Raw genomic sequence first — 25,490 nt, forward strand, 5'->3', positions numbered from 1 at the left:
CCCGTCGCGGCGAACGCGCGCGCGCCGCAAGCGGCCGCGATCGCGACAAGACCGAGCGCCACGCCGCGCGTCTCGCCGAGGCGTCGCGCCAGCAGACCGGTGCCGAACGCGCCTAGTCCCATCGCCACCACTGGCAGGCTGGTGAGCAACGACGCGCCATAGAACGACAGGCTGGTCGCCGCGCGGATCGTCGTCATGAGCGGGCTGATCGAGGTGAGCAGCGGCCGCAGATTCAGCCCGATGGCGACGATGGTGGCGTACCAGACGATGGCGCTCGCGTCCGCGGTGCGCGGGCGTGTGGGGTCGGATGTGAAGGACATTCGGTCAACCTTTTGAAGCAAATTTGGTTGACCATTATACCGATTGATTGTCAACAATCTGGGTGGCGGCTGCTATGCCGCGTATAGCAACAGCCTGGTCTATCGGTGTACGCCGCATGACGGGCGGCCTCGCTACAATGCCGGCTGGTACTTTCACGTGCATGGCTTCATGGCTTCTTCGACCCGCTCCGCTCCTATCGCTCGTCCCACGCCAACGCCGGCGACCGTCGCCGCCGATACCGACACTGACGATGTCGAAGCGCAGGTCTATGCCGCGATCAACTCGGCGCTGCTGCAAGGCAAACTCGCGCCGGGTCAGCAACTGGTCGAGCGCGAACTCGCCGCGGCGTTTGCCTGCACGCGCGGCGCGTTGCGCAAGGTGCTGGCGCGGCTGGGTTTCGAAGGCAAGCTGGTGCTCGAACCGAATCGCGGTGCGTTTGTGCCGTCGCCATCCGAGGAAGACATTCGCGCCGCGTTCCGGGCGCGTCAGGTGGTGGAGGCGGGAGTGGTGGTGAATCTGTGCGGCGCGCTCGACGCGGGTATGCGCCGCAAGCTCGCCGCGCATGTGCGCAGCGAAAAGAAGGCGCTGCGCGAAGGCCGCGTGGATGAGGCGGTGCGCCTCGCGGGCCAGTTCCATTTGCTGCTCACCGAGCTGGCGGGCGGTACCGCGCTGGTGTCGGCGCTCGCGCAACTGGTGGCGAAGACGGAGCTGTACAAGGCGCTGTTCGACCCGTCAAAGGCCACCTCATGCGCGCCCGACGAGCACGCGCAGATCATCGCGGCGCTGGAGAGCGGCGAACAGGCTGCGGCGCTCGCGGCGATGCGCGAGCACCTCGACGAAATCGAAGAGCGCATCGTGCGCCAGGCGCGGCTGCGCTCGGGGCACGATCTGAAGACGGTATTCGGCGCGCTCTAGTGAGAATGGGCGGATATCAGCTGATTTCCGCCACGCGCCGCTTCAATTCCCTGGTCGCCGCGAGCGGAATGCGCGCATCGTCCCAGGTTGCGAGCCATTCCACTTCCCTGGAAGCGAAAATCTGGCCGTGATTGCGCAGCGCATATTGCAGCGAATCGATAATGTGATTGCGGATGATCTCGGGCGTAGCCGGATCGTCGAGTACAGTGCGGAAGGCTTCGAGCGTGGCCATCGCGGGCTCCAGCGAGTGTGGCGATAACCTTATTTATTGCACGACAAAAAGCCGCGCGCCAGCGTGAAAAAAATGAATCGCGTTTCAATGAGTGCGGGTTCGGGTGATTTTAATCTGGAATCCGTATTAAAAGGTCGCGCCGATTATCTGCGGTGGCATGACTGCGAATCGACCCGTAACACGCCAGACGCACGCCATTGCTACACTACAGCCTTATGCAAGTCAGTCTTGCGCAATCGATGAGGGAAATACCATGGTGCGTTATCGGCACTACAAGGGCGGATTTTATGAACTCGTGTGCGAGGCGACGCTCGAATCGGACCCGACGGTCACGATGATCGTGTATCGCGCGGCCAACGGCTCGATCTGGACGCGGCCGGCTTCGGTGTTCTTCGAAATGGTCGAATTCGAAGGCGCACTCGTGCCGCGCTTTGCGCCCGTCAACTGATCAATTTTTCATAACCGTCCACGAGGTTCTGTCCAAGATGCGTCTTCTGATCGCGCTTATCGTTCCCTGGTTGCTGTTCTTCACGATCGGTCGTCCGGTCGCCGGCATCATCTGCCTGATTCTGCAAATCACGTTGATCGGGTGGATTCCCGCCGCCATCTGGGCGGTCTACTCGCTCAGCCAGTATCAAACCGATCGCAAGATCAACGACGCTTTTGGCCGTCGCGGTTGAGAGCGGTTGTGCTGCATCGCGCGGTTACATCCGTAATCCACGCTCACAATTCAGCGAGAACTTCATAACGCTTCCCCTTTCTTACATATAGAAAGGGGAGCACATCATGTTCAGAACTGCATTGATAGCCGGCGCCATCACCCTGCTCGCGGGGTGTGCGGTGGCGCCGGGTTACGGATATGGCTACGGTCAGCCGGGCTATTACGACTACGGCTACGCGCCGGGTTACGCCGCCCCGGCTTATGGCAGCGTGAATATCGGCGTCTGGGGCGGTGGCGGCGGTGGTGACCATTGGCACGGCGGCGATCGCGGCAGACCTTGGGGCGGCGGTGGCGGCTACGGCGGCTGGCACGGCGGCGGCGGTCATGGCGGCCCGTGGGGTCCGCCGGGTGGCAGTCACGGCGGTGGCGGAGGTGGACGCGGTGGTGGTGGCGGCGGTGGGCACGGCGGCGGTGGCGGTCACGGCGGTGGAGGCCGATGATCGCGGCCAGCTTTTTGCCTCCCGTCTAGAGGGAAAACTCGATAAAGACCCGTCGCCAGAAAACAAGCAGGCCCGCGGCTCAAGAGAGCGGCGGGCCTGTTTGCTTTTGAGCGCTGCGCAAATGAAGAAGGCCGCAAACGCGGCCTTCTTTCACTGCAACTACAGATGCTGCTTACTGACCGGACTGCGAGGTCGTGCCAGTCGACGAGCCGTAAGCCGTATTGGCCTTCTCAGCGGCGATCTTCTGTTCTGCAGCCTGAACGTTCTGCGGATAGTGCATCCAGTCGCTCGGATCGTAACCGGCAGCGCGGAGCTGGGCCAGATCGGCGCGGACTTCGGCGCGCGTGAGCGGCTGTTGCGATTGTGCGTACGAAACGGTCGGGACGGCGACCACTGCGGCGAGGAGCGCGGCTCCAAGAAGCGATTTCATTTCCACTACCTCCGATTTCTTTTTAGAGGGGTTCACGCGATGGCGTAACCCATGGCAGCAATGTAGGCGTTCGGAGGCCTAGGGTAAATACTTAGAAAGCGAATTCAGTGTTCTCCTGGCGACAACAATCGGGCGTTCAAATCGTCTGATTATTTCGCAGACATAGACAGCGCAAGGGAAAGATTTAGGGGCAGATTGTTGCGCTGAAGCAAATCGATTATTGCGAAATCCGCAACTGGAATTCGCCGACTTCGGCATATATCCGGATCGAGCGCTTGCCTAGAATCCACTCAACGCCTGAACACGCGCATCGCAATGCAGCATGCCGGGCGATTCCAACAATTCCGGAGGTCACATCATGAAGTCGCTGATTCAAGCTGTCGTTATCGCCACCGCCTGCGCCGCGCCGCTGGCCGCTTTCGCCCAGGCCGACCAGGGCCTCACGCGCGAGCAGGTGCGCGCCCAACTCGTCGAGTTCCAGCAAACGAGCCGTAACCAGAATGTCGCCGCCGCCGGTACCGGCGCGGCCGTCACGCAAGGCGACAGCGCCTACGGTGGCGTGAGCAGCACGTCGGCGGCTGGCGCCGGTTACGTCTCCGAAGCGGCCCGCCGTGGTCCGCAGTCGGTGTACTTCGGCGGTCAATAAGTCTGACCGGCGGGCGCCTCGCGCCCGCACACGAACGAACGGCCCGCGATCCTGGATCGCGGGCCGTTCGTGTTTTCCGGCTCAGGAAAGTTCGGCTTCGGGCACGTCGAGCACGAGATCCGTGCGCGCGACGGCCACGCAGGTCAGCACGTAGCCTTCGGCTTTTTCCTCGCGCGAAAGGCCCGGCCATTCGATCGTGAAGTCGATCTCACCGCTCACGACGCGGCACAGGCAGGTGCGGCAGGTGCCGTTGCGGCACGAGCGCGGCAGGCGGATGCCCGCGAAGCTGGCGGCTTCGAGCAGGGTGAGTTCGGGCGGCGCTTCGAATTCGCGTCCGAGCGGTTCCACGCGCACCACGGGTACGTGGGCTTCGGCGGCGTTGCTGGCGGCGTGTTCGGGAGCGTCGGGATTCATGGCGGGGTGGATCGATAAGGCATCGCCGCGAAGCTTAACCTGGCGATGTCCCGGCCGCGCTGCCCATCACCACTTATCGCCGCCGCAAATGCCGGTACACCGTATTGCGCGCCAGCCCCAACTCGCGCGCCGCCGCCGAAACATTGCCGCCGTGGCGCGAAAGCGTATCGTCGATCAGGCGGGCCTGCCAGTCGGCGAGGCGCGCCGGCGATGCCTCTGGCGTGGTGGTGGAGTGATCGGCCGGTCGAGCGGCCGTCGCATCGACAGCCAGATCGAGCGGTTCGTCTTCAATGTCGTCGCAATCGTCCAGCAGATCCTCGGGCAGATGCGCGAGTTCGATCGCGGACTCTCCCTCGGCCAGGATAGCGGCGGTGCGCAGCACATTGGCCAGTTGGCGCAGGTTGCCGGGCCATCGGCAACGCGCAAAGCAGGCGCGCACCGCGGGCGCGATACGCGCGGGCGCTGCGGGGATTTCACGTCTCACGAGCGTCAGCACGCGCGTGACGAGCGCATCCAGATCCGTGCGCCTGGCCAGCGGCGGCAGCGTCACGGCCAGGCCGTTGATGCGGTAATAAAGATCCTCGCGGAAGCTGCCTTCGGCGATCATCGCGCGCAGGTCGCGGTGCGTAGCGCAGACGATGCGCAGATCGACGGGCACGGCCCGCGCGCCGCCCAGCGGCATCACGGCGCGCTCCTGTAGCACGCGCATGAGCCTGACCTGCTGCGCGAGCGGCATATCGCCGATTTCATCGAGAAAAAGCGTGCCGCCGTGCGCCTGCTGGATCTTGCCGGGACTGCCGCGCCGTTTCGCGCCGGTGAACGCGCCGTCCTCATAGCCGAACAGTTCGGCTTCGATCAGCGAATCGGGTAGCGCCGCACAGTTGAGCGCGATGAAGGGCGCATCGCGGCGAGGCGAATCCTGATGCAGCGCCCGCGCGAGCCATTCCTTGCCGGTGCCGGTGCGGCCCAGAACCAGCACGGGGATGTCGCGCCCGCGCACCTTGGCGACGCGTTCGAGCACGGCGGTCATGCGCGCGTCGCCGGTATCGAGATCGGCGAAGGTGGGCTGCCAGTGGGCAGGGGCGGCAGCAGTGGCTGCGGCGGCGCGCGCAGGTTTGGCTTCGCTGCGCTCCGCGGCCGTTGCCGATGATGCAGGCCATGCCGTCTGCGCACGCGTGACGGTTGCGCCCGGCGTGCCTTGCGCGACCACGCGCACCCCGCTCGGCAGCGTCAGCGTGAGCGGCGCATTCGGGGTGGTGTGCGCCTGCATCAGCCGTTGCAGGAAGGCGGCGAACGGCACGCCGAAAAGCGCGTCGAAGCCGCGCTGCTGCAGCGTCGCAAGCGGCGCGCCGAACTGGAACAGCGCACTGCGGTTCGCGCACAGCAGCGTGCCGTCAGGTGCGAACGCCGCGAGTCCTTCGTAGAGCGTACCGATGAACTCGGCGCGCGCGTGGAACTGAAGGCGCACCGCATCGGCGAACTCGGTGTTGAAGAGATGGTTCTCGATCATCTGCGCCGACATGCGCACCAGCGCCAGCGTGTGCTTGTGAAAGCCGTGCGACTCGCCGCTCACGTCGAGCGCGCCGAGCGTGCGGCCCCACGGATCGGCGATCGGCGCGCACGAGCAGGTGAGGATGTGATTGGCGCGCAGGAAATGCTCGCCCGCATGGATGGTGGTGGGCTGCCCTTCGACCAGCGCCGTGCCGATGGCATTGGTGCCGCGATCGCGCTCGGCCCACGACACGCCGGGGCGCAGTGCCACGCGGCGCGCCTTCTCGACGAAATCGGTGTCGCCGAGACTGTGCAGGATCACGCCGTTGCGGTCGGTGAGCAGCACCATGCTCTCGGTATCGACGATCTGCGCATGCAGCGCGTCCATCACCGGGCGCGCCTGATGGTAAAGCGCGTGGTTCGCGTCGATCAGATTGCGCAGGTCGGCGGCGGCGAGCGCGTCGAACTCGGGCGTTGCTCTCGCGCTCAGGCCAAGCGAGCGCGAGCGCGCATGCGCCTGGGCGATCGCGTCCGCGCGGGCCGCGTCGGGGGGCTTGACGGTGACGGATGGGCGTCGGGTCACGCGTGTCTCCATGTTCTGGCCGGCTGGGCGATTGCGCCGCTGCGTTGCAGCATGGCTTTCGCGCGCCTGGCAGGTAGTCGATCCATGGTACAGGAAGGCCGCCGCGCGCTGCATTCGGGCAATTGCTGCCAGGCGCGCCGGATTGTTATCGGGTTGCGGCTGCGGATCGCCAATGTGGATGCAACTGCGCCTTGCCTTTCCGCGCGCCGGTGCCAGGATGAAGACAGGGACGCGCAACGGCGTCCCGGCGGCGGCGCAACAGGCAGTACGGGGTTTTCAGGGCCGTCGCGGCTCCCTTGCGGAGTGCATCATGGTCCAAGGCGAATTGAGGATCCTGGTGGCGGCGCTCGCCGTCTTTGCCGTGCTGGCGGGTCTTGCGCTGGCCATTCATGGCCTGCTCTTCGATCTGCACACCTACGTGGATTACGGCATGGCGATCGTGGCGGGCGGTATCGCCGCGTTCGTCGCGATGCTGACAGTCCATCCGAAGGACGTCGAAATCGAACAGCACCGGCATCGCGAATCCTGAGGTTTCCGCGCGTTCGTCTGCGTTTTCCCAAGCGCGGACGACGCTGCACTGCGTCATGCCATGCGCGTCGATTACGCGCGGAGGCGGCGCGTCGGTCGCGCTTGCGCACGCCAGGTCCGCACGCTGCGTTGCTGCAGCAGACGCTGAAAAACAGGGCCGCGAACAACATTTCGCGCGTGTGACAAAGTCGACCTTGCCAGCCGCGCGAAGTGTCCTAAAGTGAATCAAATCGACCGCCGCAACGGGTTCGCGAAGCGAGACGTGCGGCGGTCGACGTTTTGATCCGCGTGCATGCCGAGGAGGTGCATCGAAAGGCGCGGCCCCGCTCACTCTCTACCCTAAGGCGAATCCCATGCAGATCCTGTTTCCGAACGAAGCCCCTGAATACTCGGGGCGCGAACTGACCTTGGCGTTCCCGGCAATGATCGATGGCGAGAGGGTGGAATGTACGATCACGGCGGCGGCGCTGGAGGACCATTTCGGCGCGGCATCGCCGCGTGCGGAGGATGTGCTCGACGCCTTCGACCATCACCGTGAGCGTATCGAGGCCGTCGCGCGCCGCCTGCTCTCCGAAACGCGCGCGCAATGCCTGACACTGCGCAGCGGCTATGTGCGCTTCGTGCAGGCGCACGGCGTGGCGTCATGAACTGACTCGCCGCGCCAGTGGGCTGAATCGGAGCCTGCCATGCCCCGCAATGCTTCTGGCGCTGCGGGGTTTTTGCTTTATCGGCGCCCGAATGCGGTCAGATCATCCGGCGTAGCGTGTTGTCGCGCAAGAACACGTGATGCGCGATGGCCGCGAGCGCATGAATGCCGATCACCCAGTAGAACGCATTGCCGATCAGTTCGTGCGCGTCCTTGAGAAGCTTGCGCGCGAGCGGGTCTGGGCCGACCAATACGATCTGCAGATCGAGGCCGGGCAGCGAGACCGGATGACCGCCCGTATTGATGGTCAGAATGCCCAGCAAGGGCTGCACGAAAATAAACAGATAAAGCGCCAGATGCACGAGCCGCGAAAGAAAGGTGAGCAGGCGGTTCGAATCGATTTCGTGCGGCGCGCCGTTCCACAGCCGCCATAACAGGCGCAACACGGCTAGCGCGAGCACCAGCGTCCCCGCACAGAAGTGCACGGTGCTCCAGAGCGCGCGGCTGTCCGAGCCTTTCGGGCCACGGATTTCGATTGCCAGATAGGCGAGTGCGACGAGCAGGAAGATCGCCCAGTGAAACAGGATGGCGGGCTTCGAATAGCGTTCGGCGGTGGCGGGGAAAGTGGCCAATTTGCGGCTCCCTGGCGCTGGCTTGATCGTGGGGAAAGCGTGAAGTACCCGCATGATAAGGAGTGCGCGCCTCGCTGTGCGCATGCCTGCCTGGAACTTTGACCTCGCTCGCGCTGGGAGCGCCGCAAAACGAAAACGGGCGGCCCGCAGGCCGCCCGTTTTGACATCGGATCGAAATCCGCTGCGAAGCTTAGCCGCCGCCCAGATAGAAGTAGCGGAACAGGAACACGGCCGCGATGATCCAGACGATCAGGCGCACCTGGCGCATGCGGCCCGTCAGCAGCTTCAGACCCGCATACGAGATGAAGCCGAACGCGACGCCGTTGGCGATCGAGTACGTGAACGGCATGGCCAGCGCGGTGAGCGCGGCGGGCACGACTTCGGTGGCGTCGTCCCAGGGCAGATCGGCGAGTTCGCGCAGCATCAGGCACGACACGTACAGCAGCGCCGGCGCGGTCGCGTAGGCGGGCACCACGCCCGCGAGCGGCGCGATGAACAGACACGCGAGGAACAGCACGGCAACCGTCAGCGCGGTCACGCCGGTGCGGCCGCCCGCCTGCACGCCCGAGGCGCTTTCGATGTAGGCCGTCGTCGACGAGGTGCCGAGCACCGAGCCCGCGAGAATCGCGGTGCTATCGGCCAGCAGGGCGCGGTTCAGGCGGTGCATCTTGCCGTGCACCAGCAGGCCCGCGCGGTTCGCCACGCCCATCAGCGTGCCGGTGGCGTCGAACAGCTCGACGAGGAAGAACACCAGCACCACGTTCAGGATGCCGCCCGAAAGCGCGCCCTTGATATCGAGCTGGCCGAAGGTCGGCGCAATCGACGGCGGGGCCGCGAAGATGCCGTGGAACTGGTTGCCGCCGAAGAAGAACGATAGAACCGTCACGCCCACGATGCCGATCAGGATCGCGCCGCGCACCTTCAGCACGTCGAGCGTGACGATGGCGAAGAAGCCGATGATCGCGAGGATCGTGTGCGGATCGTGCAGATTGCCGAGTTCGACCAGCGTCGCCGGGCTGCCGACGATCACGCCCGAAGTCTTGAGCGAGATGATCGCGAGGAACAGGCCGATACCGGAGGTGATCGCCACCCGCAATGAGTGCGGAATGCCGTTGATGATGGCCTCGCGCACACGCAGCAGCGTGACGACGAAGAACAGACAGCCCGAGATGAACACGGCGCCAAGCGCCGCTTGCCACGTGAAGCCCATGCCTTTGACCACGGCGTACGCGAAGTACGCGTTCAGGCCCATGCCGGGCGCGAGCGCGATCGGGTAGTTGGCGTAGAGGCCCATGACGATCGAGGCCAGCGCCGCGACGAGGCAGGTGGCGACGAAGACGGCTTCCTTGGGCATGCCGGCATCGCCGAGAATCGACGGATTCACGAAGATGATGTAGGCCATCGTGAGAAAGGTCGTGAAACCGGCGAGGACTTCGGTGCGCAGGTTGGTTCCTGCCTCCTCGAAGCCGAAATAGCGTTTGATGGCGTCCATGAAGATCGGGCCCTTGAGAGTCGAGCGGTTGATTTGTTGTTGTGAACGGCGTCGGCGGGCGGGCGACGGATGGCGTCGCGCAGGCCGGGTCACGCTGTTACGGGCGGGATTGTAAACAATTGTCCGCCGTGAACAGAAATGGCGCGGCGAACGTGGGAGGGGTGCAACAGTTTTGGGAGGGGGAGACGGCGGAAATTCAGCGCTGAAGTGTGCGCGAGCAAGTATGGCGATCAACGTGTCCCGGGCGCGGGCAGCGAATAATAGGGGAGGAGTGAAGGCGCTTGCAGCAATTGCTGGGGGTGCTGGACCGAGCGAGGTCGCAACGAGACATGGCACTGCCCGGATTTGACCTCCATCCGTTGAAAGGCAACGAGACGGGTGTCTGGTCAGTCTCGGTCAATGGCAATTGGCGACTGACGTTCGAATTCGAAGAGGGTGATGCGATTCTCGTCGACTATCGTGATTATCACTAGCCGATGCCATCTATATCTCGTCTCCCCATACCCGTGCCTTGTGCAAAGCGATGGTGAAGAAAGCTATGAACAGGATGTTCAATCCGCCGCATCCGGCGGCAATTCTCCGTGAATCGGTGTTGCCAGCGCTTGGGTTGAGCGTGACAGAAGCGGCCGATCAGCTCGGCATATCGCGCGGCATGCTGTCGCGCGTTCTCAATGAGCGCGCGGGCATTTCGCCTGAAATGGCGCTTCGCATCGAGCAGTGGCTTGGCGAGGAGCGTGGCGGCCGTGCCGAACTCTGGCTAGGCATGCAGATGGAGTATGACCTCTGGCAGGCCCGACAGCATGCGCCCAGGAAGGTCAGGCGCGCGCCTGCAGAAGTCATTGCTGTCTGACGTTCGCACGCACGCCTGTGGGGGAAAGCCGAATGGTAATTCGCTTGAGCACAAGGCGGCAGCCCCGACCCGCCTGATAACGCGGATCGACGCTCCCGCCCTGGGAGTACTGCCTGACTTGCAGCGCTTATTGCATCGGCTGCGGCATGCCGCCGGAGGTGCGCGCCGCGCGGCGTGCCGCGACGATCGCACCGGCGCGCTGGGCGTTTTCGGGGTAATCGATCCAGTCGAGCGGATCGTAGCCCGCCGCGCGCCATTCGGCGAGATCCGCGCGCACCTGGGCGCGTGTCATCGGGGCCGATGGGTCGTACGGCTGCGCCACTGCCGAGGCCGATGCCACGCAGCAAGCCGCTGCGAACACACCAAGCGCGATACGTGAAAGGGAAGTCATGACATGACCTTTCGTATTAGGGATAACCCTAAAAAGTATAGATGCTATCCCGATAATCGAAAGGTTAGTTTTGGAAAGATTTCGTTCGCTCTAGCGCGTTTTCGCAGCGGCCCGCTCGCGCATCTGGCGGTACTCGGTGGGGCGCATGCCGGTCCATTTGCGAAACGCGCGATGAAACGCGCTCGGCTCCGCGAAACCCACGGCTGCGGCCACATCGGCGATCGAGCGCGCGGGGTCCTGCAAGGCCGCGACGGCCAGATCGTGGCGCAATTCGTCCTTGATCGACTGGCAGCTATGGCCTTCCTGATGCAGCCGTCGCCGCAGCGTCGCGGGCGCCACGTTCAGGCGTTGTGCAATGGCGTCGGCGTCCGGCCAGGCGTGGGCGGGCAGCGCGCGTAGCGTGCGCCGCACACGCGCCGCGAACGATCCCGGGTTGCGGTACTTCACGACGAAATTGCCTGGCGCGTTGCGCAAAAACGCGCGCGCCGAGGTCGCCGTCTGCATCACGGGAAGGTCGAGGAACGCGGGTGCGAGTTCGAACCACGACTCGTCCTGATCGAAGGCAATGTCGTCGCAGATCATCGTCTGATATTCCTGCGCGGCCTCCGGCGCGGGACAGCGAAAGCGCGCACCGATCACCGGAATGCGCCGACCCACCAGCCAGCTCAGCAGCCCGTAGACGAGGATGAACCAGGTCGCATAGGCGAACATGGTCGGCACCGGCGTACCCGCGCGATGGTGCAGTGCGATGCGCACGCGCGTGGCGTCGATGTCGATCTCGCCGCCCAGATCGTCCAGCACGAGCCGCATGAAATGCACGGTGCGCTGCAGCGCCTGCCTGCCGGTGCGCGCGCCAAGCGCCGCGTGCGTCATGGCGATGAAGCTGCCGCTTTTCATCGCATGCGAATCCTGGCCGAAAAATTCATCGTCGAGTGCGCGCGCGATGCCTGCCCACAGCGCGCCGTACTGGGCGGCGCTCACGCGCGCCTGGGCGTCGATGGCGATGCCTGCCGCCTGGGCGATCGGCGTCACGTCCAGCCCGCGCGCCCGCGCGAGCGCAATGGTTTCGCGCACGAGGCTCATCGCGATGGTGCCTTTTTCGCTCACTTTGCCGGTTTGCCCTGTCTGCATGGAAAGCCATGCAGCGTGGTTGTCGAAGCCTGTATGGTAAATCCGCTCAGTCTTTTTGAGCGTGGCGGGCATCGAATGCGGGCGCGCTCCTGCCTACACTTTTCAGGAGCCTTGCGGGCGCAGCCACGTCGCGCGACAGTGGCAGGCACAGACCGATGCGGGCAAGAAAATCGCCCTGGAAGGGACGAAGAAGGAGACACAGATGGACGAGTTCTACACCGACGATCAACGCATGATCCGCGACGCCGCGCGCGATTTCGCCAGCGAACGCCTCGCGCCCAATGCGGCGCAATGGGACCGCGAGGGCAAGTTGCCCGACGAAATCGTCGCGCAACTGGGCGAGCTGGGTTTCCTCGGCATGATCGTGCCGCAGGAACAGGGCGGTTCCTATACCGATTACGTGGCGTACGCGCTCGCGATGGAGGAAATCGCCGCGGGCTGCGCCTCGTGCGCGACGCTGGTGAGCGTGCACAACTCGGTGGGCTGCGGCCCGATCCTCCAGTACGGCAGCGACGCGCAGAAAGACCGCTGGCTCGCGAAACTGGCGAGCGGCGAGATGATCGGCGCATTCTGTCTGACCGAGCCGCAGGCCGGTTCCGAAGCCAATAACCTGCGCACCCGCGCCGAGCTGCGCGAGGGCAAATGGGTGCTCAACGGCAACAAGCAGTTCGTGACCAACGGCTCGCGCGCGAGTCTGGCGATCGTATTCGCCGTCACGGATGCCGATGCGGGCAAGCGCGGCTTGTCGGCCTTCGTCGTGCCCACGAACACGCCCGGCTTCAATGTCGGGCCGCCGGAAAAGAAAATGGGCATTCGCGCCTCGGACACCTGCCCGATCTCGCTGGTCGATTGCGCCATTCCCGAAGCGAACCTGCTCGGCCAGCGCGGCGAAGGGCTCAAGATCGCGCTGTCGAATCTGGAGGGCGGGCGCATCGGCATTGCGGCGCAGGCGCTGGGCATCGCGCGCGCGGCCTTCGATGCGGCGCGCACCTATGCGCACGAGCGCGTGCAGTTCGGCGAGGCGATCATCGGCCATCAGAGCGTGGCGAACATGCTGGCGGACATGCACACGCGCATCAACGCCGCGCGTCATCTGGTGCATCACGCGGCGCGGCTGCGCTCGCTGGGCAAGCCCTGTCTTTCGGAGGCGTCGCAGGCCAAGCTCTATGCCTCGGAGATGGCCGAGGAAGTCTGCTCGCATGCGATCCAGATTCATGGCGGCTATGGCTTCCTCAACGATTATCCGGTTGAGCGTCATTACCGCGACGCACGCATCACACAGATCTACGAAGGCACGAGCGAAGTGCAGCGCATGGTGATTGCGCGTCAGCTCTGAAATAAAGGAAGGATGGCTAAGTAAATAATAAAGCGCATCAAGGCGCAGAAACTGGAGACATCGGCGATGACTACGTTTACCCCTTCCGCGCAGGCCTTTATCGAAGCGCGCGATCTGCTGCAGCGTCACCGCACCGACTACGCGCGCGCCTACGCGGAATTCGCGTGGCCGCCGCTCGATACGTTCAACTGGGCGCTCGACTATTTTGACGTGATCGCGCGCGGCAACGACAATCCGGCGCTCTGGATCGTCGACGATCTCGCCGATGGCGGCACGAAGTATTCGTATGCGCAGATGTCCGATCGCTCGTCGCGCATGGCGAATTTCCTGCGCGAACAGGGCGTGGGGCGCGGCGACCGCCTGTTGCTGATGCTGCCGAATCGCGTCGAACTCTGGGACGTGATGCTGGCAGCGATGAAGCTGGGCGCGGTGGTGCTGCCCGCCACCACGCAACTCTCGCCCGACGACGTGCGCGAGCGCGTGGAAACGGGCGGCGCGCGTTTCGTCGTGGTGGACGGTGCGGAACTCGATAAATTTGATGCACTGGACGCGGACGTCAAGCGCATCGCCGTGGGCGCATCGCGCGAGGGCTGGATCGATCTTTCGCAAGCCTACGCATCCAGCGCTGCGTTTGAAGCGGACGGCCCCACACGCGCCACCGACACACTTCTGCTGTACTTCACCTCCGGCACGACCTCGAAGCCCAAGCTCGTCGAGCACACGCATCAGAGCTATCCCGTCGGCCATCTCTCGACGATGTACTGGATCGGCCTGATGCCCGGCGATATTCACTGGAACATCAGCTCGCCGGGTTGGGCCAAGCACGCCTGGAGTTGCTTCTTCGCGCCGTGGAATGCGCAGGCCTGCGTGTTCGTCTACAACTACGCACGCTTCGTGCCGAAAGATACGCTCGCCGCCCTCGTGCAATGCGGCGTGACGACGCTGTGCGCACCGCCCACGGTCTGGCGCATGCTCGTGCAGGAGCCGCTCGCGAGCCACGCAGTGAAGCTGCGCGAGATTGTTGGCGCGGGCGAGCCGCTCAATCCGGAGATCATCGAACGCGTGCGCCACGCCTGGGACATCACGATCCGCGACGGCTACGGCCAGACCGAGACCACCTGCCAGATCGGTAATTCGCCGGGCCAGCCTGTCGTGGCCGGGTCGATGGGGCGGCCGCTGCCGGGCTATCGCGTCGAACTGGTTGACCCCGACGATCAGCCCGTCAACGAAGGCGAAATCGCGCTTCCGTTGGTGGATCGTCCGCTCGGGCTGATGACGGGCTATGCGAACAACGCGAAGGCGAGCGAATACGCCACGCGCAACGGCTACTACCACACCTCCGACGTGGCGCTGCGCCGCGAGGACGGCTACTTCGTCTACGTGGGCCGCGCCGACGACGTATTCAAATCATCCGACTATCGTTTGAGCCCGTTCGAGCTCGAAAGCGTGCTGATCGAACACGAGGCGATTGCCGAAGCCGCCGTCGTACCCAGCCCTGATGAACTGCGTCTTTCCGTGCCGAAGGCCTTCGTGATCGTGCGTCAGGGCTTCGAAGCCGGTCCCGATCTCGCACGCGAAGTGTTCCGCTTCTCGCGCGAAAAACTCGCGCCTTACAAGCGTATCCGTCGCCTGCAATTCAGCGATCTGCCGAAGACGATCTCCGGCAAGATCCGCCGCGTGGAATTGCGCCGCCGCGAAATGGAGCGCACGGCCGAGCCCGCGCGACAGCCCGACGAGTATTGGGAAGAGGATTTTCCGGAGCTGCGTTGAAATCCACAAGGATCACGAAATGATTGAATTCCAGTACATGCATGATGGCGCGGTGGCGCTCATCACGCTTGCGCGGCCGCCCGTGAACGCCTTTACCGTCGATGGCCTGCGCCAGTTGCAGCAGGTAATCGAAGCCTTCAACCGCGAGGCGCGCGTGCGCGCCATCGTTATCACAGGGCAAGGGGAGAAGTTCTTTAGCGCGGGCGCGGACCTCAACGCGTTCGCCGATGGTAATCGCGATGTGGCGCGCGAGGCCGCCAATGCGTTCGGCGCGGCCTTCGAGACCTTGCAGAACGCACGCGCCGTGGTGATCGCGGCGATCAACGGCTATGCGATGGGCGGCGGTCTTGAATGCGCGCTCGCCTGCGATATCCGCATTGCCGAAGAACACGCGCAACTCGCTTTGCCGGAACCGGCCGTCGGCCTGTTGCCGTGCGGATGCGGTACGCAGACGCTGCCCTGGCTCGTCGGCGAAGGCTGGGCCAAACGCATTATTCTCACCGGCGAGCGCGTGAATGCCGCCACGGCGCTGCGCATCGGTCTGGTCGAGGAAGTGGTGCCGCAGGGCGGCGCGCGCGAAGCGGCGCTCGTCATGGCCGCGCGCGTGGCTACGCTCAGCCCGGAGGCGGTGACGTCGAGCAAGGGACTCATTCATCAGGCGCGCAACGGCGTGCCGCGCAGCGCGGCGCTGGCGGTCGAGCGCGAGCGCATGCTCGATCTGTTCGAGTCGCCCAATCAGCGCGAAGGCGTCAATGCGTTTCTGGAGAAGCGTAAGCCGCAGTGGCACACGGCAGTGAGAAACGTGGAATTGTGAAACGGAGAAATAAGGCATGAATGCAATACCGGATTCGGTAACCGCTTCCGCGCAGGCTTCAGAACAGGCCGAACAGGATGTGCAGTTTCGCGTGGTCAACCGCGTCGCGATCATCACGCTGAACCGTCCCGCGGCGCTCAATGCGCTCTCGCACGCCATGGTGCGCGACATCGCCGTGCTGCTCGAACGCGTGCGCCGCGACGACGCCATCGTCGCGCTGGTGCTCGAAGGCGCGGGTCCGAAGGGTTTTTGCGCGGGCGGCGACGTGCGCGCGATCGAGAGGCTGGCGCGTGCGGGCGAACGTCTGGGCGATGCTGGCTGGCAGCAGTTTTTCGTCGACGAATATCGGCTCGACTATGCGCTGCATACCTTCGAGAAGCCGCTCGTCGCGCTGCTCGACGGCGTGACGATGGGCGGCGGCATGGGGCTGGGTCAGGCGGCGGCGCTACGCGTGGCGACCTCGCGCACGAAGATCGCCATGCCGGAGACGCGCATCGGCTTGCTGCCCGATGTCGGCGCGACGCATTTCCTCGCCAGGATGCCGGTGGAGACCGAGCTTTATGTGGGCCTCACTGGCGCGCTGCTCAATGGCGCGGACGCGCTCCATTGCAATCTGGCCGATCTATGCGTGCCGGGCGAATGGCTCGACGGTTATGAAGCGCGGCTCGCGCAGACGCATTTCGACGGCAATGTGCGCGATACCTTGCGGCGCGTGTTCGACGCGCCGTGCCAGGACGCCATGCCAGGCGCACTGGCGGCGCACGGCGCGCTGATCGCGAAGCACTTCAGTCGCCGTTTGCACGTGGTCGATATCGTTGCATCGCTGCGTGCCGCGCTTGAGCGCGAGCCGTCCGACACAGAGCGCGCATGGCTCGAAACTACGCTCGAAGCGCTCACGCACTATTCGCCGACGATGCTCGAAGTCACGCGCGAAGCGCTGTTGCGCGGGCGTCAGATGACGCTCGCCGAGAGCTTTCGCATGGAGCTGGGGATCGTTGCGCGCGCAATCGAAGAGGGTGATTTCTGCGAGGGCGTGCGCGCGCATCTGATCGATAAGGACCGCAAGCCGCGCTGGGCGCCCAGCACACTTGCCGAGGTGCGCGACGAGCGCGTGCAGCAGTTCCTCTGCTCGCCGTGGCGCGGCGAGGCGCACCCGCTGGCTGATCTCGGCAAATAAGTCTCTGCGGCGTCGTTCAGTCCAACGCTTCGCGCGCCGCCGACGGGTCGCGCAGGGCGGCGAGGCGGCGCTGGCGTTCGTCATCGGAGAGCGGTCCCGACGACGCGCCGCGTACAGCACGCACAGGCCGTTGCGCCCTTGCGAGCAGGCGCAACGTGGCGACCGATCCAGCGATGGCCAGCAGCATGGGAATCGCCAGATCGTGGTTCACGTGCGTGAATTCCAGCATCAGCACCGTGGCGGTGAGCGGCATCTGCATCGACGCCGCCAGGAACGCCGCCGCGCCCACAATGGCAAACGCGCCCGCCGACAGCCCCGGCCACACATGATTGACAAGGCCCGCGATCACGATCGCGAGCAGCGCCCCATTCGTCAGCCCAGGCGTGAGCAGGCCGCCCTTGGCTCCGGCCCGCAGCGAGGTCGTGGTGATGAGCACCTTCAGCACCAGCAGCGTGGCCGCGAGACCGACGCCCAGGCTATCGTCGAAACTCAAGCCCGCCGGGCCTTTGCCATTGCCGAGCAACTGCGGAAACCAGATCGCCAGCACGCCAATCGCCGCGAAATTGAGCACCGAATAAACCGGCAAGCGCCAGTCTTTGGGCGACGCGTCGCGCGCGCGATTCGTCACGCGCGTGAAGCCGTGCGCCGCCGCGCCGAATAGCGGCCCGCATAGCACCGACCACACCACCAGTTGCGCATTGATCGTGTAGGCGGGCACGTGGTACTGCTGCTCGTCGCCGAGACCGATCCACGCGACCACGGCGGCAATCGCGGAAGTCGTGATGGCCGGCACGGCCGCCGACCAGCCGAAGGTGCCCAGCAGCACTTCGAGCACGAACACCGCGCCGCCCAGTGGCACGTTGTAGACAGCGGCGAGGCCCGCGCCCGCGCCGCACGCGATCATCACGCGGCGCTCGGAAGCAGTCAGGCCGGTGCGCCGCGCGAGCCAGCTCGCCACCACCGCGCCGATCTCGCGCGGTGCGACTTCGCGTCCGAGCGGCGAGCCCATCGCTACCGTCACGATCTGCAGCAGCGCATGCACGATGGTCGAGATCATCGGCATGCGTGGGCCGCCTGGCTTGATCGCCGCGCTGATGCTCACGAGCTTGCGCCCATAGCGATAAAGCGCCCACCAACCCAGACCGCCGATCAAGCCGCACGCCACCAGCACGGCCACGCGCCGCCACGGCGCGGTACCCGTCACGCCTTGCAGAAAGCTCTCGCTGCTGATCACGTGCGCCTGGCTATAGCCGTAAGCGACGTGCTGGATCGCATGCAGCAGCAGCGCGAGCAGCATGCCGCCCAGACCCGCGCCGATGCCGGTGAGCACGGTCACCACGGCGAGCGTGACGAGCGGACTGCGCGCGGGCGGGCGTTCGGTGTCGGGGCGGGCGCGGGAGCGCGGAACAGGATCGATGGGCAGCACGGCGGGCGGGATGACGTGAAGAGAAGAGGGGCGGCGTCAATTGTAGCGACGGCGTCTTTCAGGCGGGTTCGCGCTGCGATTTCCGGTTGCCGCGCCCACGAAAGCAAAACGCCCGCCGTGCGCAAGGCACGGCGGGCGTCCGGAATGCGTGCGCCTGATTCGCTTACAGGTAGCTGCAAACGTAATCGAGCGTCTCGGTCACTTCGATATCGAAGCGGCTCTTGCCCGGCACCGAGAACGATTCGCCCGCGCCATACGACTTCCACTCGTCGCTGCCGTCGAGACGGATGCGGCACTTGCCGGCCTGCACTTCCATCAGTTCGGGGGCGTCGGTGCCGAAGTTCAGCTGGCACGGCAGGATCACGCCGAGCGTCTTGCGGCTGCCGTCGGCGAACAGCACGGTGTGCGACACGCACTTGCCGTCGAAGTAGACGTTGGCGCGTTTGATAACGGAAACCTGGTCGAATTGTGCTGCAGCCGTCATGGCAGTCTTCCTCTGGGTCGTTCGTGAATGGAATTCGAGGCCGTCATCATACCGGGCCGCCGGCGCGCGGCGTAGCGCTCAATAAGGCCGGGCGGCCTTCGCAGGCGATTCCCGAGGGCACAAGGCGCGGCGTCGAATACTGGAATTCTGTCAGATCGAGCATACAAAAAACGAATTCAGTGTTTACACAATCTTAACGTCTTATTACAATTGCGGAAGCGAATGAGAAACATTCGTATTCGCAAATAACGACAACACCTAAGCATCTTCTGACGTGGCGGACGCATGGCGGCCCGCGGCGTACAGGCGTGCGCCTTCGATCAAACCGCTCAACCATGTCCGTCATCTTCCCGACGCGGATGCGCACAGTCGCGTCCGTCGCAGCCCTGTATTGCTCCGGTTTCTTCGCTACACAGTTCGCGGCACAAGTGGCTCACGCCCAGGCCGCGCCTGCCGTGCCGGCCTCGTCGAGCGCCGCCGCTGCAACTCAAAACGCCGCCTCGCAAGGCGCCACGGAAGCCACGCTGCCCGCCGTCAAGGTGAGCTCGTCCGCGCCTTCGGACATGCAGACGAAGTCGCTGTCCTCGTACAAATTCACCTCGCCGCTGATCGACACGCCGCGCTCGGTCACGGTGATCCCGCAGGAAGTGCTCAAGGAAAAGAACGTTTCGACCTTCGAGGACGCGCTGCGCACGGTGCCCGGCATCACCTTCCTGGGCGGCGACGCGGCGGCGAATCCGTCGGCGGATCGTCCGGTGATTCGCGGCTTCGAATCGCGCAACTCGATCTTCGTCGACGGCATGCGCGACTCGGGCGTGCAGAACCGCGAGACCTTCGACGTGGAGAACATCAGCGTCGTGAAGGGCCCGGATTCGGTGTACGCGGGGCGCGGCTCGGTGGGCGGCAGCATCGACATCACCACCAAGACGCCGACCGCCGATAACTTCATCAACGGCAGCGTCGGTCTGGGGACGGACAGCTATCGCCGCGCGACCATCGACTGGAACCAGAAGATGACCGACACCAGCGCGTTCCGCCTGAACGTGATGGGTCACGATTCCGATGTGGCGGGCCGCACCAACGTCTACAGCAAGCGCTGGGGCGTGGCGCCGTCGGTTGCGTTCGGCCTGAATTCGCCGACCACGGTGACGTTGAGCTACTACCACCTGAATACCTACGACATGCCGGACTTCAGCGTGCCGTTCCGTTCGACGGGTGGCACGCCGATCCCGAGCAATCGCAGCCAGTTCTACGGCCTGAATTCGCGCGACTATCGCCGCGGCCAGAACGACACGGGCGAAATCAAGGTCGAGCATCGCATCAACGACGCGTGGAAGATCAAGAACACCACGATGTTCGGCCGCTCGACGCTCGACTACATCGCCACCAATCCGCAGCTCACCAGCGCGACCTCGAACATCCTGAGCCTGCAGGCCAAGAGCGGCAAGTACGCGACCAATAGCGTGTCGAACCAGACCGAAGCGAACGGCAAGTTTGATCTTTACGGCATGCGCCACACGCTCACGGCAGGCGTGGAATTCAGCCACGAACAGGACCTCTACGAGGGCTATCTCGTGAGCGATTCGGCGGGCAACAACATCCGTTCGGGCGGTCCGTGCTCGATCGCCTACAACTGCACGAGCGTCAACGCGTGGAACCCGAACAATCCGTGGACCGGCAGCATTCTGCTCAACGGCGACAAGAGCTTCCCGGGACCGGCCACGCACACGCGCACCAACATTGCATCGGCGTATCTGTTCGACAGCGTGCAGCTTTCCGATCGCTGGATCTTCAACGCGGGCATGCGCTTCGACCGCTATGACGTGAATGCGTCGCAGCAGGGCGTCGCCGATCTGAGCAATACGTCGAACCTGTTCAGCTATCAGTTCGGCCTGGTTTTCAAGCCGATTCACACGGTGAGCCTGTACGCCTCGTACGGCACCTCGTCGAATCCGCCGGGTTCGAACTCGGGTCTGGGCGGCGGCACCGACCAGATCACGGCGACCAATCAGGATCTCGCGCCGGAGCGTTCGCGCAATATCGAAGTGGGCGCGAAGTGGGACGTGCTTGATCAACGTCTGTCGCTGACCACGGCGCTGTTCCAGACCGACAAGACCAACGCGCGTGTCAGCGACGGTCTGGGCGGCATGATCAACGCGGGTTCGCAACGCGTGCGTGGCTTTGAGTTCGGCTTTGCGGGCAATGTGACGAACAAGTGGGCCGTGTTCGGCGGCTACTCGTATCTTGACGCGATCACGACCAACGCCGGTCCGACCACGCCGCAGAACTCGGGCTTGCCGATGGTGATGGTGCCCAAGCATAACTTCACGCTGTGGACCAGCTACGACGTGATGCCGAAGCTCACGCTGGGCGCGGGCGCGACGATTTCGAGCCTGACCTATGCGTCGGTGTCGTCGACCACGCGCAAGTGGATTCCGGGCTACGCGCGCTTCGATGCGTCGGCCACGTGGCGTGTTTCGAAGAAGGTGGATCTGCAGCTCAACGTGAATAACATCTTCGACAAGCAGTACTACCAGAGCGCGTACCCGATTTACGCAACCTGGGCGCCGGGCCGCTCGGCGATGGTGACGCTCAACTTCTATCAGTGATCGTTTGAACCGGCGTTCAATGCAATGAGACGCCTGGTTTGAACCGCGCCCCAAAGGTGGACACGTGTAAATCAGTGTCTTGCCTTTGGGGCGTTTTCCGTTCAGGTGCCCGCGTTGCTCAATGCGGCGGATTGACCACCACGTATTGCACGGTAGTCCCCGCATATTGCGGCTGGTAATACGTCGAGCCACATTGCTGGTACGTCACACCATTGATGGTCATCGCCGAGCAGCTGGGCGGCAGACTACGGACAATCGAACCTACGACGGCTGCTGTCCCTACTACCGCCGTGGTCACGGCCGCCGCCGTTGCAACCGGATGGTCGTTGTACCAGTTGTTGTTGTAGTTATTGTTGTAGTTGTTGGCGACATTGGCCCGGTTGTTGCTGATGTTCGTCGCGGCATTCGTCCGGTTGCTGCTGATGTTCGACGCTGCGTTGGCCCGGTTCGAACTCGCTTGCTGCATGGTGTTCTGGCGATCGCTCGCGCGCGCGGTGCGGTTGGTTTGCCGGGTCTCCACATTGGCCTCACGCGCGCTTGCGCGGTTCGCGCTGTTCACTGAGGTCTGCGCGCCACCCCGAGTCTGAAACGCGCCCGCAGTAGTGGCCACGCCTGCCGCCAGCAGCGCTGTGGCCGCTGCCATAAAGAGTTTTTTCGAGTGCATGGTGATCTCTGGATTGAAATATTATTGACCGTCGCTGGATTGCACAAACTTGATCGGATGTGCGTTTTCCGGAGGCGTGAATCTGAATGTGGTCGGGGTGATCTGGGGCGCGAGATTCCAGTGATACACCGCTGTGTATTGCGGCCGTTCCTTGTCCGACGACGTCACGATGTTCAGCTTGCAGGGCAGCGGTTGGTCGCCCTTCTGGATCCAGATCTGCCAATCCAGATGTTTTTCATGATAGGCGTAGTGCGAACATGTGTTTCCGCTTACAACCTCGTCGCCTACATAGGTTGCTGAAATCACACTGGAGAAGGCGGCAGGGTCCGCACCCAGCGAGAAGATGTCGCTCAGCGGCAGATCGATTCCATACTTGTCCTCAAGATCGCCGATCAGATCGTGGATGGTCGATGGCGCGGGAACCGTTGCGTAGTAGTTGCCCGGCTCGGTATAGAGCGTGAAGGTCTTGCCGTCGTAGTACGCGTGACGGCTGGTGCCGGGCGCGCCGCCGACGATATCCGCCTTAAGGGAATCCGGGCGGCTCACCGTCATCTTCGTGTTGTGCGAGAGCTGGATCAATTGCGTCGTCGGTCCATCGATCATGATTTGATCCGTGGTCGAATCGACATCAAGATCGAATTGTTTGACGGTTTGCAAATAACCATTCATTTTTACCAGCGCATCTATTGCTTCAGGATCTGGCTTATGAACGGCAGCCGGTGCCGCTGCCTTTGATGCAGCGAATGCCGCGCCGCCTGAAGCATATAGCGCGCCGGTCATTGCGGCGAAAAGCACCAATTTTGTTAAATTTTGAGTCACTATTTTTCTCCTCAAATTGGCCCATCGGCCGATTTCGAAACATTGAGCTTCAGCGTTTAATCAATTGATCTGTACCGCGAAACATCTTTGTGATCTTACTGCGTGTTCACACTCGATGGATCGCTGCAAGCCGTATCCTTTGATCTCCAATCCGGGACACGTTTAATTGCCCTTTATGTTTCGTTTGAAAAGCGATCGCAATAGAGGCATTGGGTCTGCATTTCCGGTCTTCTTCCTGCACGCCGCGCGGTGTTCTCACGCCAAAAAGCAAAAATGCCGTTCAGTTTTTCAACTGAACGGCATTGAATTAAAAGCGCGCGACTTTGCGTGCTACATGCTGATCACTTTCCTTTGGCTTCTTCCGCGACGTCGCCGGTGACGGCAACCGACGCTTCGGCGGTCAGCATCATGAACGTGAAGCTTTCCTGCAGATAGAGCCGCACGCTCTTGTCGTCATGCGACGAATAGCCAATCGATACATCCTGGCCCAGATGGAACGCGAAATCGCCGCCGCGCGTGCTGACGATCGCACCGCCTTCGATCGCCGGGGCCCAGATGATCTCGCCGTTCACGAGACGGCGGATGTGTTCGAGAATCGGATAACCCTGATCGCTCGCTTCGCTCACGGCCGTGTAGGCGTCCGAGCCAAGCAGCACCGCATAGGGGCCGTCCACGCCTTGCAGACGCAGCTGTTCGAGCGCACGTGCGATCACTGCGGGGTAATCGGCGATATCGGCGGGCAGATGCAGCGTGGGGTTCGACGTGCCTTCGCGGATGCCGGTGATCTGCGCGGCCTTGTAGCCGTCGAAGATCGCGCGATCTTCGGCGAAGGCGAGGCGCGTGGCGGCGTCCTTGGCGGGTTGCCAGTCGGAGTCCTGTGCACCGCGCTCGACGTCGTCGATGGCGTCGCGCGAGAGTTCGAACGGCACGCGCAGTTCGACCAGCGCCTTGACCTCGCGCTGGCGCGCGCGGATGCCGTCGAACGGCGCTTCGATGCCGTTCTGATGACCCGTCCCGACACCTGCGAGATCCGAGCCGCCGGGGCCGTTCATATCCACGACGCGGCGGCCCGCGAGCGAGCGCTTGAAGGTGCGCGCGACTTCTTCTTCGATCTGCGACCACGCCGCCGTGGAAATAGGCGCGAGTTCGCGATGGAGATTATTCATACCGGGGTGCTCCTTTGAGGGATCCGATGGCGAGCGAGCCGTCCGCAGAGAGCGCGGCGGCAGGCCCGGATTCAGTTTCGGCTTGAGTCTGATTCTGGCTGTCCACCGTGACGGTGGCGGCGGCGCCGGGTACACGATCGGCGAGTTCTTCGAGCAGCGGCTGCGAAGGCACGAAGAACAGGCCACCCGTGACGGCGCGGCTGAAGTCCAGCAGCCGGTCGTAATTGCCGGGCGGCAGACCGACGAACATGTTTTCCAGCATCTGCTCGATGGGCTGCGGATCGCGCGCATAACCGATGAAGTAGGTGCCGAATTCGCCTTGGCCCGGATGGCCAAACGGCATGTTGTCGCGCAGGATCTTGATCTCGTTGCCTTCGGCGTCGTCGAGCGTGGTGAGCGAGCTATGCGACCAGCTTGGCTTCACGTCTTCGTCGAGTTCGATGTCGTGCAGCTTGGTGCGGCCGATGATGTGTTCCTGCGCTTCCACGGGCAGCGCGTTCCAGCCTTTCATGTCGTGCAGATACTTCTGCACCAGCACATAGCTGCCGCCCGCAAAGCCGGGGTCTTCGTCCTGGATCACGGTGAAATGGACCGCTTCGTTGCCCACCGGGTTTTCCGTGCCGTCGACGAAGCCGATCATCGCGCGCATGTCGAAGTTACGGAAACCGTGCACTTCGTCGACGGTCTTGACCGCGCCTTCGAGGCGCTTCATCAGTTGCGTGGCGAGTTCGAAGCAGAGGTCGGTCTGGTCGGCGCGGATGTGCATCAGCAGGTCGCCGGGTGTGGCGATGGCCTTGCGCTCGCCCGAGCCGAATTCGCGGAACGGATGCAGGCCCGCCGGGCGCACTCCGCCGAACAGTTCGTCCCATGCGTCTGACGAAAAGCCCACCACGCACGAAAGATTGCCGTTAGGGACGCGCTTGCCGACCGCGCGCACGAGATTGGCGACGTCGGCGCACCAGGCGCGCACGGTGGCGCGGCTGGTGGCGTCTTCGTTGACGGTGGCGACGATGAAAAAGGCGCTGCGCGTGACGGCGCTGGAGACGGACTGCGGTTCCTGCGTGAGTGAGGCCGGCGTCATGATGTGGGGTATCGCTCGAATAGTCTGATGCGGGTGGGTGGCGCGCAAGGCAACGCGCAACGCGCGGGCGCCGCCTGCGGGCCGTGTGCCGCATAGTGTAGCCAAACTCGAAAAAACGGGCGGCTTAGCCGTAGAGCCTTGCTGCGCCGCCCGCGTGCGGCTGCCTGAGTCTGTCTGAGGCTGCCCGCGGCGGCCCGGTTTGCCATCCGGTGTCACGGCGTGGGAGCATAGTTGCCGTGCAGGCGGGTTTTGTCCGGGACCAACGGTGAGTGCTGACAAGA

The 25,490-nt window shown here is 63.9% G+C and carries 28 protein-coding genes and 1 pseudogene; 14 read left to right on the top strand and 15 right to left on the bottom strand.

Annotated elements, in window-relative coordinates; translation table 11 throughout:
* Positions 1-320, bottom strand: a pseudogene (locus F3J17_RS30985) (CynX/NimT family MFS transporter); the annotation flags it as partial.
* Positions 321-489: 169 nt separating this feature from the next.
* Between F3J17_RS30985 and F3J17_RS30990 the strand changes: the two are divergent.
* Complete coding sequence (locus F3J17_RS30990; RefSeq protein WP_167068620.1) at positions 490-1,236, top strand: GntR family transcriptional regulator; 747 nt, start codon at positions 490-492, stop codon at positions 1,234-1,236.
* 16 nt (positions 1,237-1,252) lie between these two features.
* Here F3J17_RS30990 and F3J17_RS30995 read toward each other — a convergent pair whose 3' ends face one another.
* On the bottom strand, positions 1,253-1,468 hold the full coding sequence (locus F3J17_RS30995) for a hypothetical protein (protein WP_167068623.1): 216 nt from the start codon (positions 1,466-1,468) through the stop codon (positions 1,253-1,255).
* Positions 1,469-1,721: 253 nt separating this feature from the next.
* Between F3J17_RS30995 and F3J17_RS31000 the strand changes: the two genes are divergently transcribed.
* From F3J17_RS31000 to F3J17_RS36370, 3 genes are all read left to right on the top strand, one after another.
* A complete protein-coding gene (locus F3J17_RS31000; RefSeq protein ID WP_167068626.1) occupies positions 1,722-1,916 on the top strand; it encodes a DUF1653 domain-containing protein in 195 nt (64 codons plus the stop codon).
* A gap of 37 nt (positions 1,917-1,953) precedes the next feature.
* Entirely contained in the window at positions 1,954-2,148 is a 195-nt protein-coding gene (locus F3J17_RS31005; protein ID WP_167068629.1) for a YqaE/Pmp3 family membrane protein, read from the top strand.
* 106 nt (positions 2,149-2,254) lie between these two features.
* The gene (locus tag F3J17_RS36370) at positions 2,255-2,629 is read left to right on the top strand and encodes a hypothetical protein (RefSeq protein ID WP_240161225.1); all 375 of its coding nucleotides are present in this window, start codon (positions 2,255-2,257) and stop codon (positions 2,627-2,629) included.
* A 172-nt stretch (positions 2,630-2,801) separates the two neighbouring features.
* On the opposite strand, the gene F3J17_RS31015 is transcribed toward F3J17_RS36370, so the two are convergent.
* Positions 2,802-3,059, bottom strand: a complete 258-nt coding sequence (locus F3J17_RS31015) for a DUF4148 domain-containing protein (RefSeq protein WP_042297089.1) — start codon at positions 3,057-3,059, stop codon at positions 2,802-2,804.
* Between the two features lie 358 nt (positions 3,060-3,417).
* On the opposite strand from F3J17_RS31015, the gene F3J17_RS31020 reads away from it, so the two are divergent.
* On the top strand, positions 3,418-3,705 hold the full coding sequence (locus tag F3J17_RS31020) for a DUF4148 domain-containing protein (RefSeq protein WP_167068632.1): 288 nt from the start codon (positions 3,418-3,420) through the stop codon (positions 3,703-3,705).
* Between the two features lie 81 nt (positions 3,706-3,786).
* Here F3J17_RS31020 and F3J17_RS31025 read toward each other — a convergent pair whose 3' ends face one another.
* Positions 3,787-4,119 (bottom strand): 2Fe-2S iron-sulfur cluster-binding protein, encoded by a 333-nt coding sequence (locus tag F3J17_RS31025; RefSeq protein WP_167068635.1) that lies wholly within the window; start codon positions 4,117-4,119, stop codon positions 3,787-3,789.
* 73 nt (positions 4,120-4,192) lie between these two features.
* Positions 4,193-6,193: a sigma-54-dependent Fis family transcriptional regulator gene (locus F3J17_RS31030; protein ID WP_345891273.1), complete on the bottom strand. Its 2,001-nt coding sequence runs from the start codon at positions 6,191-6,193 to the stop codon at positions 4,193-4,195.
* A 310-nt stretch (positions 6,194-6,503) separates the two neighbouring features.
* Between F3J17_RS31030 and F3J17_RS31035 the strand changes: the two genes are divergently transcribed.
* The gene (locus F3J17_RS31035; protein WP_167068830.1) at positions 6,504-6,722 is read left to right on the top strand and encodes a DUF2964 family protein; all 219 of its coding nucleotides are present in this window, start codon (positions 6,504-6,506) and stop codon (positions 6,720-6,722) included.
* Positions 6,723-7,074: 352 nt separating this feature from the next.
* Positions 7,075-7,368, top strand: coding sequence for a DUF1488 domain-containing protein (locus tag F3J17_RS31040; RefSeq protein ID WP_027817002.1), 294 nt, complete (start codon positions 7,075-7,077; stop codon positions 7,366-7,368).
* 97 nt (positions 7,369-7,465) lie between these two features.
* Here F3J17_RS31040 and F3J17_RS31045 read toward each other — a convergent pair whose 3' ends face one another.
* Both F3J17_RS31045 and F3J17_RS31050 read right to left on the bottom strand, forming a co-directional pair.
* Positions 7,466-7,999, bottom strand: a complete 534-nt coding sequence (locus F3J17_RS31045; RefSeq protein ID WP_240161226.1) for a cytochrome b — start codon at positions 7,997-7,999, stop codon at positions 7,466-7,468.
* 190 nt (positions 8,000-8,189) lie between these two features.
* A complete protein-coding gene (locus tag F3J17_RS31050; RefSeq protein ID WP_167068644.1) occupies positions 8,190-9,491 on the bottom strand; it encodes an NCS2 family permease in 1,302 nt (433 codons plus the stop codon).
* A gap of 281 nt (positions 9,492-9,772) precedes the next feature.
* Here F3J17_RS31050 and F3J17_RS31055 point away from each other — a divergent pair, with 281 nt between their 5' ends.
* Together F3J17_RS31055 and F3J17_RS31060 are read left to right on the top strand one after the other, a co-directional pair.
* Positions 9,773-9,964, top strand: coding sequence for a type II toxin-antitoxin system RelE/ParE family toxin (locus F3J17_RS31055; RefSeq protein ID WP_167068647.1), 192 nt, complete (start codon positions 9,773-9,775; stop codon positions 9,962-9,964).
* Positions 9,965-10,029: 65 nt separating this feature from the next.
* Positions 10,030-10,341 carry a HigA family addiction module antitoxin gene (locus F3J17_RS31060; protein WP_167068650.1) on the top strand — a complete coding sequence of 104 codons (312 nt, stop codon included), beginning with the start codon at positions 10,030-10,032 and terminating at the stop codon, positions 10,339-10,341.
* A 127-nt stretch (positions 10,342-10,468) separates the two neighbouring features.
* Here F3J17_RS31060 and F3J17_RS31065 read toward each other — a convergent pair whose 3' ends face one another.
* Together F3J17_RS31065 and F3J17_RS31070 are read right to left on the bottom strand one after the other, a co-directional pair.
* Positions 10,469-10,732: a DUF4148 domain-containing protein gene (locus tag F3J17_RS31065; protein ID WP_167068652.1), complete on the bottom strand. Its 264-nt coding sequence runs from the start codon at positions 10,730-10,732 to the stop codon at positions 10,469-10,471.
* A 90-nt stretch (positions 10,733-10,822) separates the two neighbouring features.
* Positions 10,823-11,863, bottom strand: a complete 1,041-nt coding sequence (locus F3J17_RS31070) for an AraC family transcriptional regulator (RefSeq protein ID WP_240161227.1) — start codon at positions 11,861-11,863, stop codon at positions 10,823-10,825.
* A 202-nt stretch (positions 11,864-12,065) separates the two neighbouring features.
* Between F3J17_RS31070 and F3J17_RS31075 the strand changes: the two genes are divergently transcribed.
* From F3J17_RS31075 to F3J17_RS31090, 4 genes are all read left to right on the top strand, one after another.
* Positions 12,066-13,199 (top strand): acyl-CoA dehydrogenase family protein, encoded by a 1,134-nt coding sequence (locus tag F3J17_RS31075; protein ID WP_167068658.1) that lies wholly within the window; start codon positions 12,066-12,068, stop codon positions 13,197-13,199.
* Positions 13,200-13,265: 66 nt separating this feature from the next.
* Positions 13,266-14,969: an AMP-binding protein gene (locus tag F3J17_RS31080; protein WP_167068659.1), complete on the top strand. Its 1,704-nt coding sequence runs from the start codon at positions 13,266-13,268 to the stop codon at positions 14,967-14,969.
* A 19-nt stretch (positions 14,970-14,988) separates the two neighbouring features.
* Entirely contained in the window at positions 14,989-15,783 is a 795-nt protein-coding gene (locus F3J17_RS31085; RefSeq protein ID WP_167068662.1) for an enoyl-CoA hydratase, read from the top strand.
* Between the two features lie 16 nt (positions 15,784-15,799).
* The gene (locus F3J17_RS31090) at positions 15,800-16,960 is read left to right on the top strand and encodes an enoyl-CoA hydratase/isomerase family protein (protein ID WP_167068665.1); all 1,161 of its coding nucleotides are present in this window, start codon (positions 15,800-15,802) and stop codon (positions 16,958-16,960) included.
* Positions 16,961-16,976: 16 nt separating this feature from the next.
* On the opposite strand, the gene F3J17_RS31095 is transcribed toward F3J17_RS31090, so the two are convergent.
* Positions 16,977-18,383 carry a chloride channel protein gene (locus F3J17_RS31095; protein WP_240161229.1) on the bottom strand — a complete coding sequence of 469 codons (1,407 nt, stop codon included), beginning with the start codon at positions 18,381-18,383 and terminating at the stop codon, positions 16,977-16,979.
* 166 nt (positions 18,384-18,549) lie between these two features.
* On the bottom strand, positions 18,550-18,870 hold the full coding sequence (locus F3J17_RS31100; RefSeq protein WP_027816991.1) for a pyrimidine/purine nucleoside phosphorylase: 321 nt from the start codon (positions 18,868-18,870) through the stop codon (positions 18,550-18,552).
* Between the two features lie 335 nt (positions 18,871-19,205).
* Here F3J17_RS31100 and F3J17_RS31105 point away from each other — a divergent pair, with 335 nt between their 5' ends.
* On the top strand, positions 19,206-21,479 hold the full coding sequence (locus tag F3J17_RS31105) for a TonB-dependent siderophore receptor (protein ID WP_167068668.1): 2,274 nt from the start codon (positions 19,206-19,208) through the stop codon (positions 21,477-21,479).
* 118 nt (positions 21,480-21,597) lie between these two features.
* Here F3J17_RS31105 and F3J17_RS31110 read toward each other — a convergent pair whose 3' ends face one another.
* The 4 genes from F3J17_RS31110 to F3J17_RS31125 form a co-directional block, all read right to left on the bottom strand.
* Positions 21,598-22,143, bottom strand: coding sequence for a DUF6515 family protein (locus tag F3J17_RS31110; protein WP_240161228.1), 546 nt, complete (start codon positions 22,141-22,143; stop codon positions 21,598-21,600).
* Positions 22,144-22,164: 21 nt separating this feature from the next.
* The gene (locus F3J17_RS31115) at positions 22,165-22,962 is read right to left on the bottom strand and encodes a DUF2092 domain-containing protein (protein WP_345891274.1); all 798 of its coding nucleotides are present in this window, start codon (positions 22,960-22,962) and stop codon (positions 22,165-22,167) included.
* Positions 22,963-23,303: 341 nt separating this feature from the next.
* Complete coding sequence (locus tag F3J17_RS31120) at positions 23,304-24,128, bottom strand: family 1 encapsulin nanocompartment shell protein (RefSeq protein ID WP_167068670.1); 825 nt, start codon at positions 24,126-24,128, stop codon at positions 23,304-23,306.
* Positions 24,121-25,209: a Dyp-type peroxidase gene (locus tag F3J17_RS31125; protein ID WP_167068673.1), complete on the bottom strand. Its 1,089-nt coding sequence runs from the start codon at positions 25,207-25,209 to the stop codon at positions 24,121-24,123. The genes F3J17_RS31120 and F3J17_RS31125 overlap by 8 nt, the downstream gene beginning before the upstream one ends.
* Positions 25,210-25,490 lie beyond the last annotated feature (281 nt).

This window comes from Burkholderia sp. Ax-1719, from assembly GCF_011753055.1.
In the GTDB taxonomy this organism is placed as follows: domain Bacteria; phylum Pseudomonadota; class Gammaproteobacteria; order Burkholderiales; family Burkholderiaceae; genus Paraburkholderia.

What these genes read in the sequence shown, in the direction of transcription:
- F3J17_RS31025 (WP_167068635.1), bottom strand. Translation starts at nt 4,119, where the DNA reads ATGAATCCCGACGCTCCCGAACACGCCGCCAGCAACGCCGCCGAAGCC.
- F3J17_RS30990 (WP_167068620.1), top strand. Translation starts at nt 490, where the DNA reads ATGGCTTCTTCGACCCGCTCCGCTCCTATCGCTCGTCCCACGCCAACG.
- F3J17_RS31085 (WP_167068662.1), top strand. Translation starts at nt 14,989, where the DNA reads ATGATTGAATTCCAGTACATGCATGATGGCGCGGTGGCGCTCATCACG.
- F3J17_RS31040 (WP_027817002.1), top strand. Translation starts at nt 7,075, where the DNA reads ATGCAGATCCTGTTTCCGAACGAAGCCCCTGAATACTCGGGGCGCGAA.
- F3J17_RS31100 (WP_027816991.1), bottom strand. Translation starts at nt 18,870, where the DNA reads ATGACGGCTGCAGCACAATTCGACCAGGTTTCCGTTATCAAACGCGCC.
- F3J17_RS31060 (WP_167068650.1), top strand. Translation starts at nt 10,030, where the DNA reads ATGAACAGGATGTTCAATCCGCCGCATCCGGCGGCAATTCTCCGTGAA.
- F3J17_RS31005 (WP_167068629.1), top strand. Translation starts at nt 1,954, where the DNA reads ATGCGTCTTCTGATCGCGCTTATCGTTCCCTGGTTGCTGTTCTTCACG.
- F3J17_RS31080 (WP_167068659.1), top strand. Translation starts at nt 13,266, where the DNA reads ATGACTACGTTTACCCCTTCCGCGCAGGCCTTTATCGAAGCGCGCGAT.
- F3J17_RS31120 (WP_167068670.1), bottom strand. Translation starts at nt 24,128, where the DNA reads ATGAATAATCTCCATCGCGAACTCGCGCCTATTTCCACGGCGGCGTGG.
- F3J17_RS31090 (WP_167068665.1), top strand. Translation starts at nt 15,800, where the DNA reads ATGAATGCAATACCGGATTCGGTAACCGCTTCCGCGCAGGCTTCAGAA.
- F3J17_RS31125 (WP_167068673.1), bottom strand. Translation starts at nt 25,209, where the DNA reads ATGACGCCGGCCTCACTCACGCAGGAACCGCAGTCCGTCTCCAGCGCC.
- F3J17_RS31020 (WP_167068632.1), top strand. Translation starts at nt 3,418, where the DNA reads ATGAAGTCGCTGATTCAAGCTGTCGTTATCGCCACCGCCTGCGCCGCG.
- F3J17_RS36370 (WP_240161225.1), top strand. Translation starts at nt 2,255, where the DNA reads ATGTTCAGAACTGCATTGATAGCCGGCGCCATCACCCTGCTCGCGGGG.
- F3J17_RS31050 (WP_167068644.1), bottom strand. Translation starts at nt 9,491, where the DNA reads ATGGACGCCATCAAACGCTATTTCGGCTTCGAGGAGGCAGGAACCAAC.
- F3J17_RS31105 (WP_167068668.1), top strand. Translation starts at nt 19,206, where the DNA reads ATGTCCGTCATCTTCCCGACGCGGATGCGCACAGTCGCGTCCGTCGCA.
- F3J17_RS31075 (WP_167068658.1), top strand. Translation starts at nt 12,066, where the DNA reads ATGGACGAGTTCTACACCGACGATCAACGCATGATCCGCGACGCCGCG.
- F3J17_RS31070 (WP_240161227.1), bottom strand. Translation starts at nt 11,863, where the DNA reads ATGCAGACAGGGCAAACCGGCAAAGTGAGCGAAAAAGGCACCATCGCG.
- F3J17_RS31000 (WP_167068626.1), top strand. Translation starts at nt 1,722, where the DNA reads ATGGTGCGTTATCGGCACTACAAGGGCGGATTTTATGAACTCGTGTGC.
- F3J17_RS31110 (WP_240161228.1), bottom strand. Translation starts at nt 22,143, where the DNA reads ATGCACTCGAAAAAACTCTTTATGGCAGCGGCCACAGCGCTGCTGGCG.
- F3J17_RS30995 (WP_167068623.1), bottom strand. Translation starts at nt 1,468, where the DNA reads ATGGCCACGCTCGAAGCCTTCCGCACTGTACTCGACGATCCGGCTACG.
- F3J17_RS31015 (WP_042297089.1), bottom strand. Translation starts at nt 3,059, where the DNA reads ATGAAATCGCTTCTTGGAGCCGCGCTCCTCGCCGCAGTGGTCGCCGTC.
- F3J17_RS31035 (WP_167068830.1), top strand. Translation starts at nt 6,504, where the DNA reads ATGGTCCAAGGCGAATTGAGGATCCTGGTGGCGGCGCTCGCCGTCTTT.
- F3J17_RS31065 (WP_167068652.1), bottom strand. Translation starts at nt 10,732, where the DNA reads ATGACTTCCCTTTCACGTATCGCGCTTGGTGTGTTCGCAGCGGCTTGC.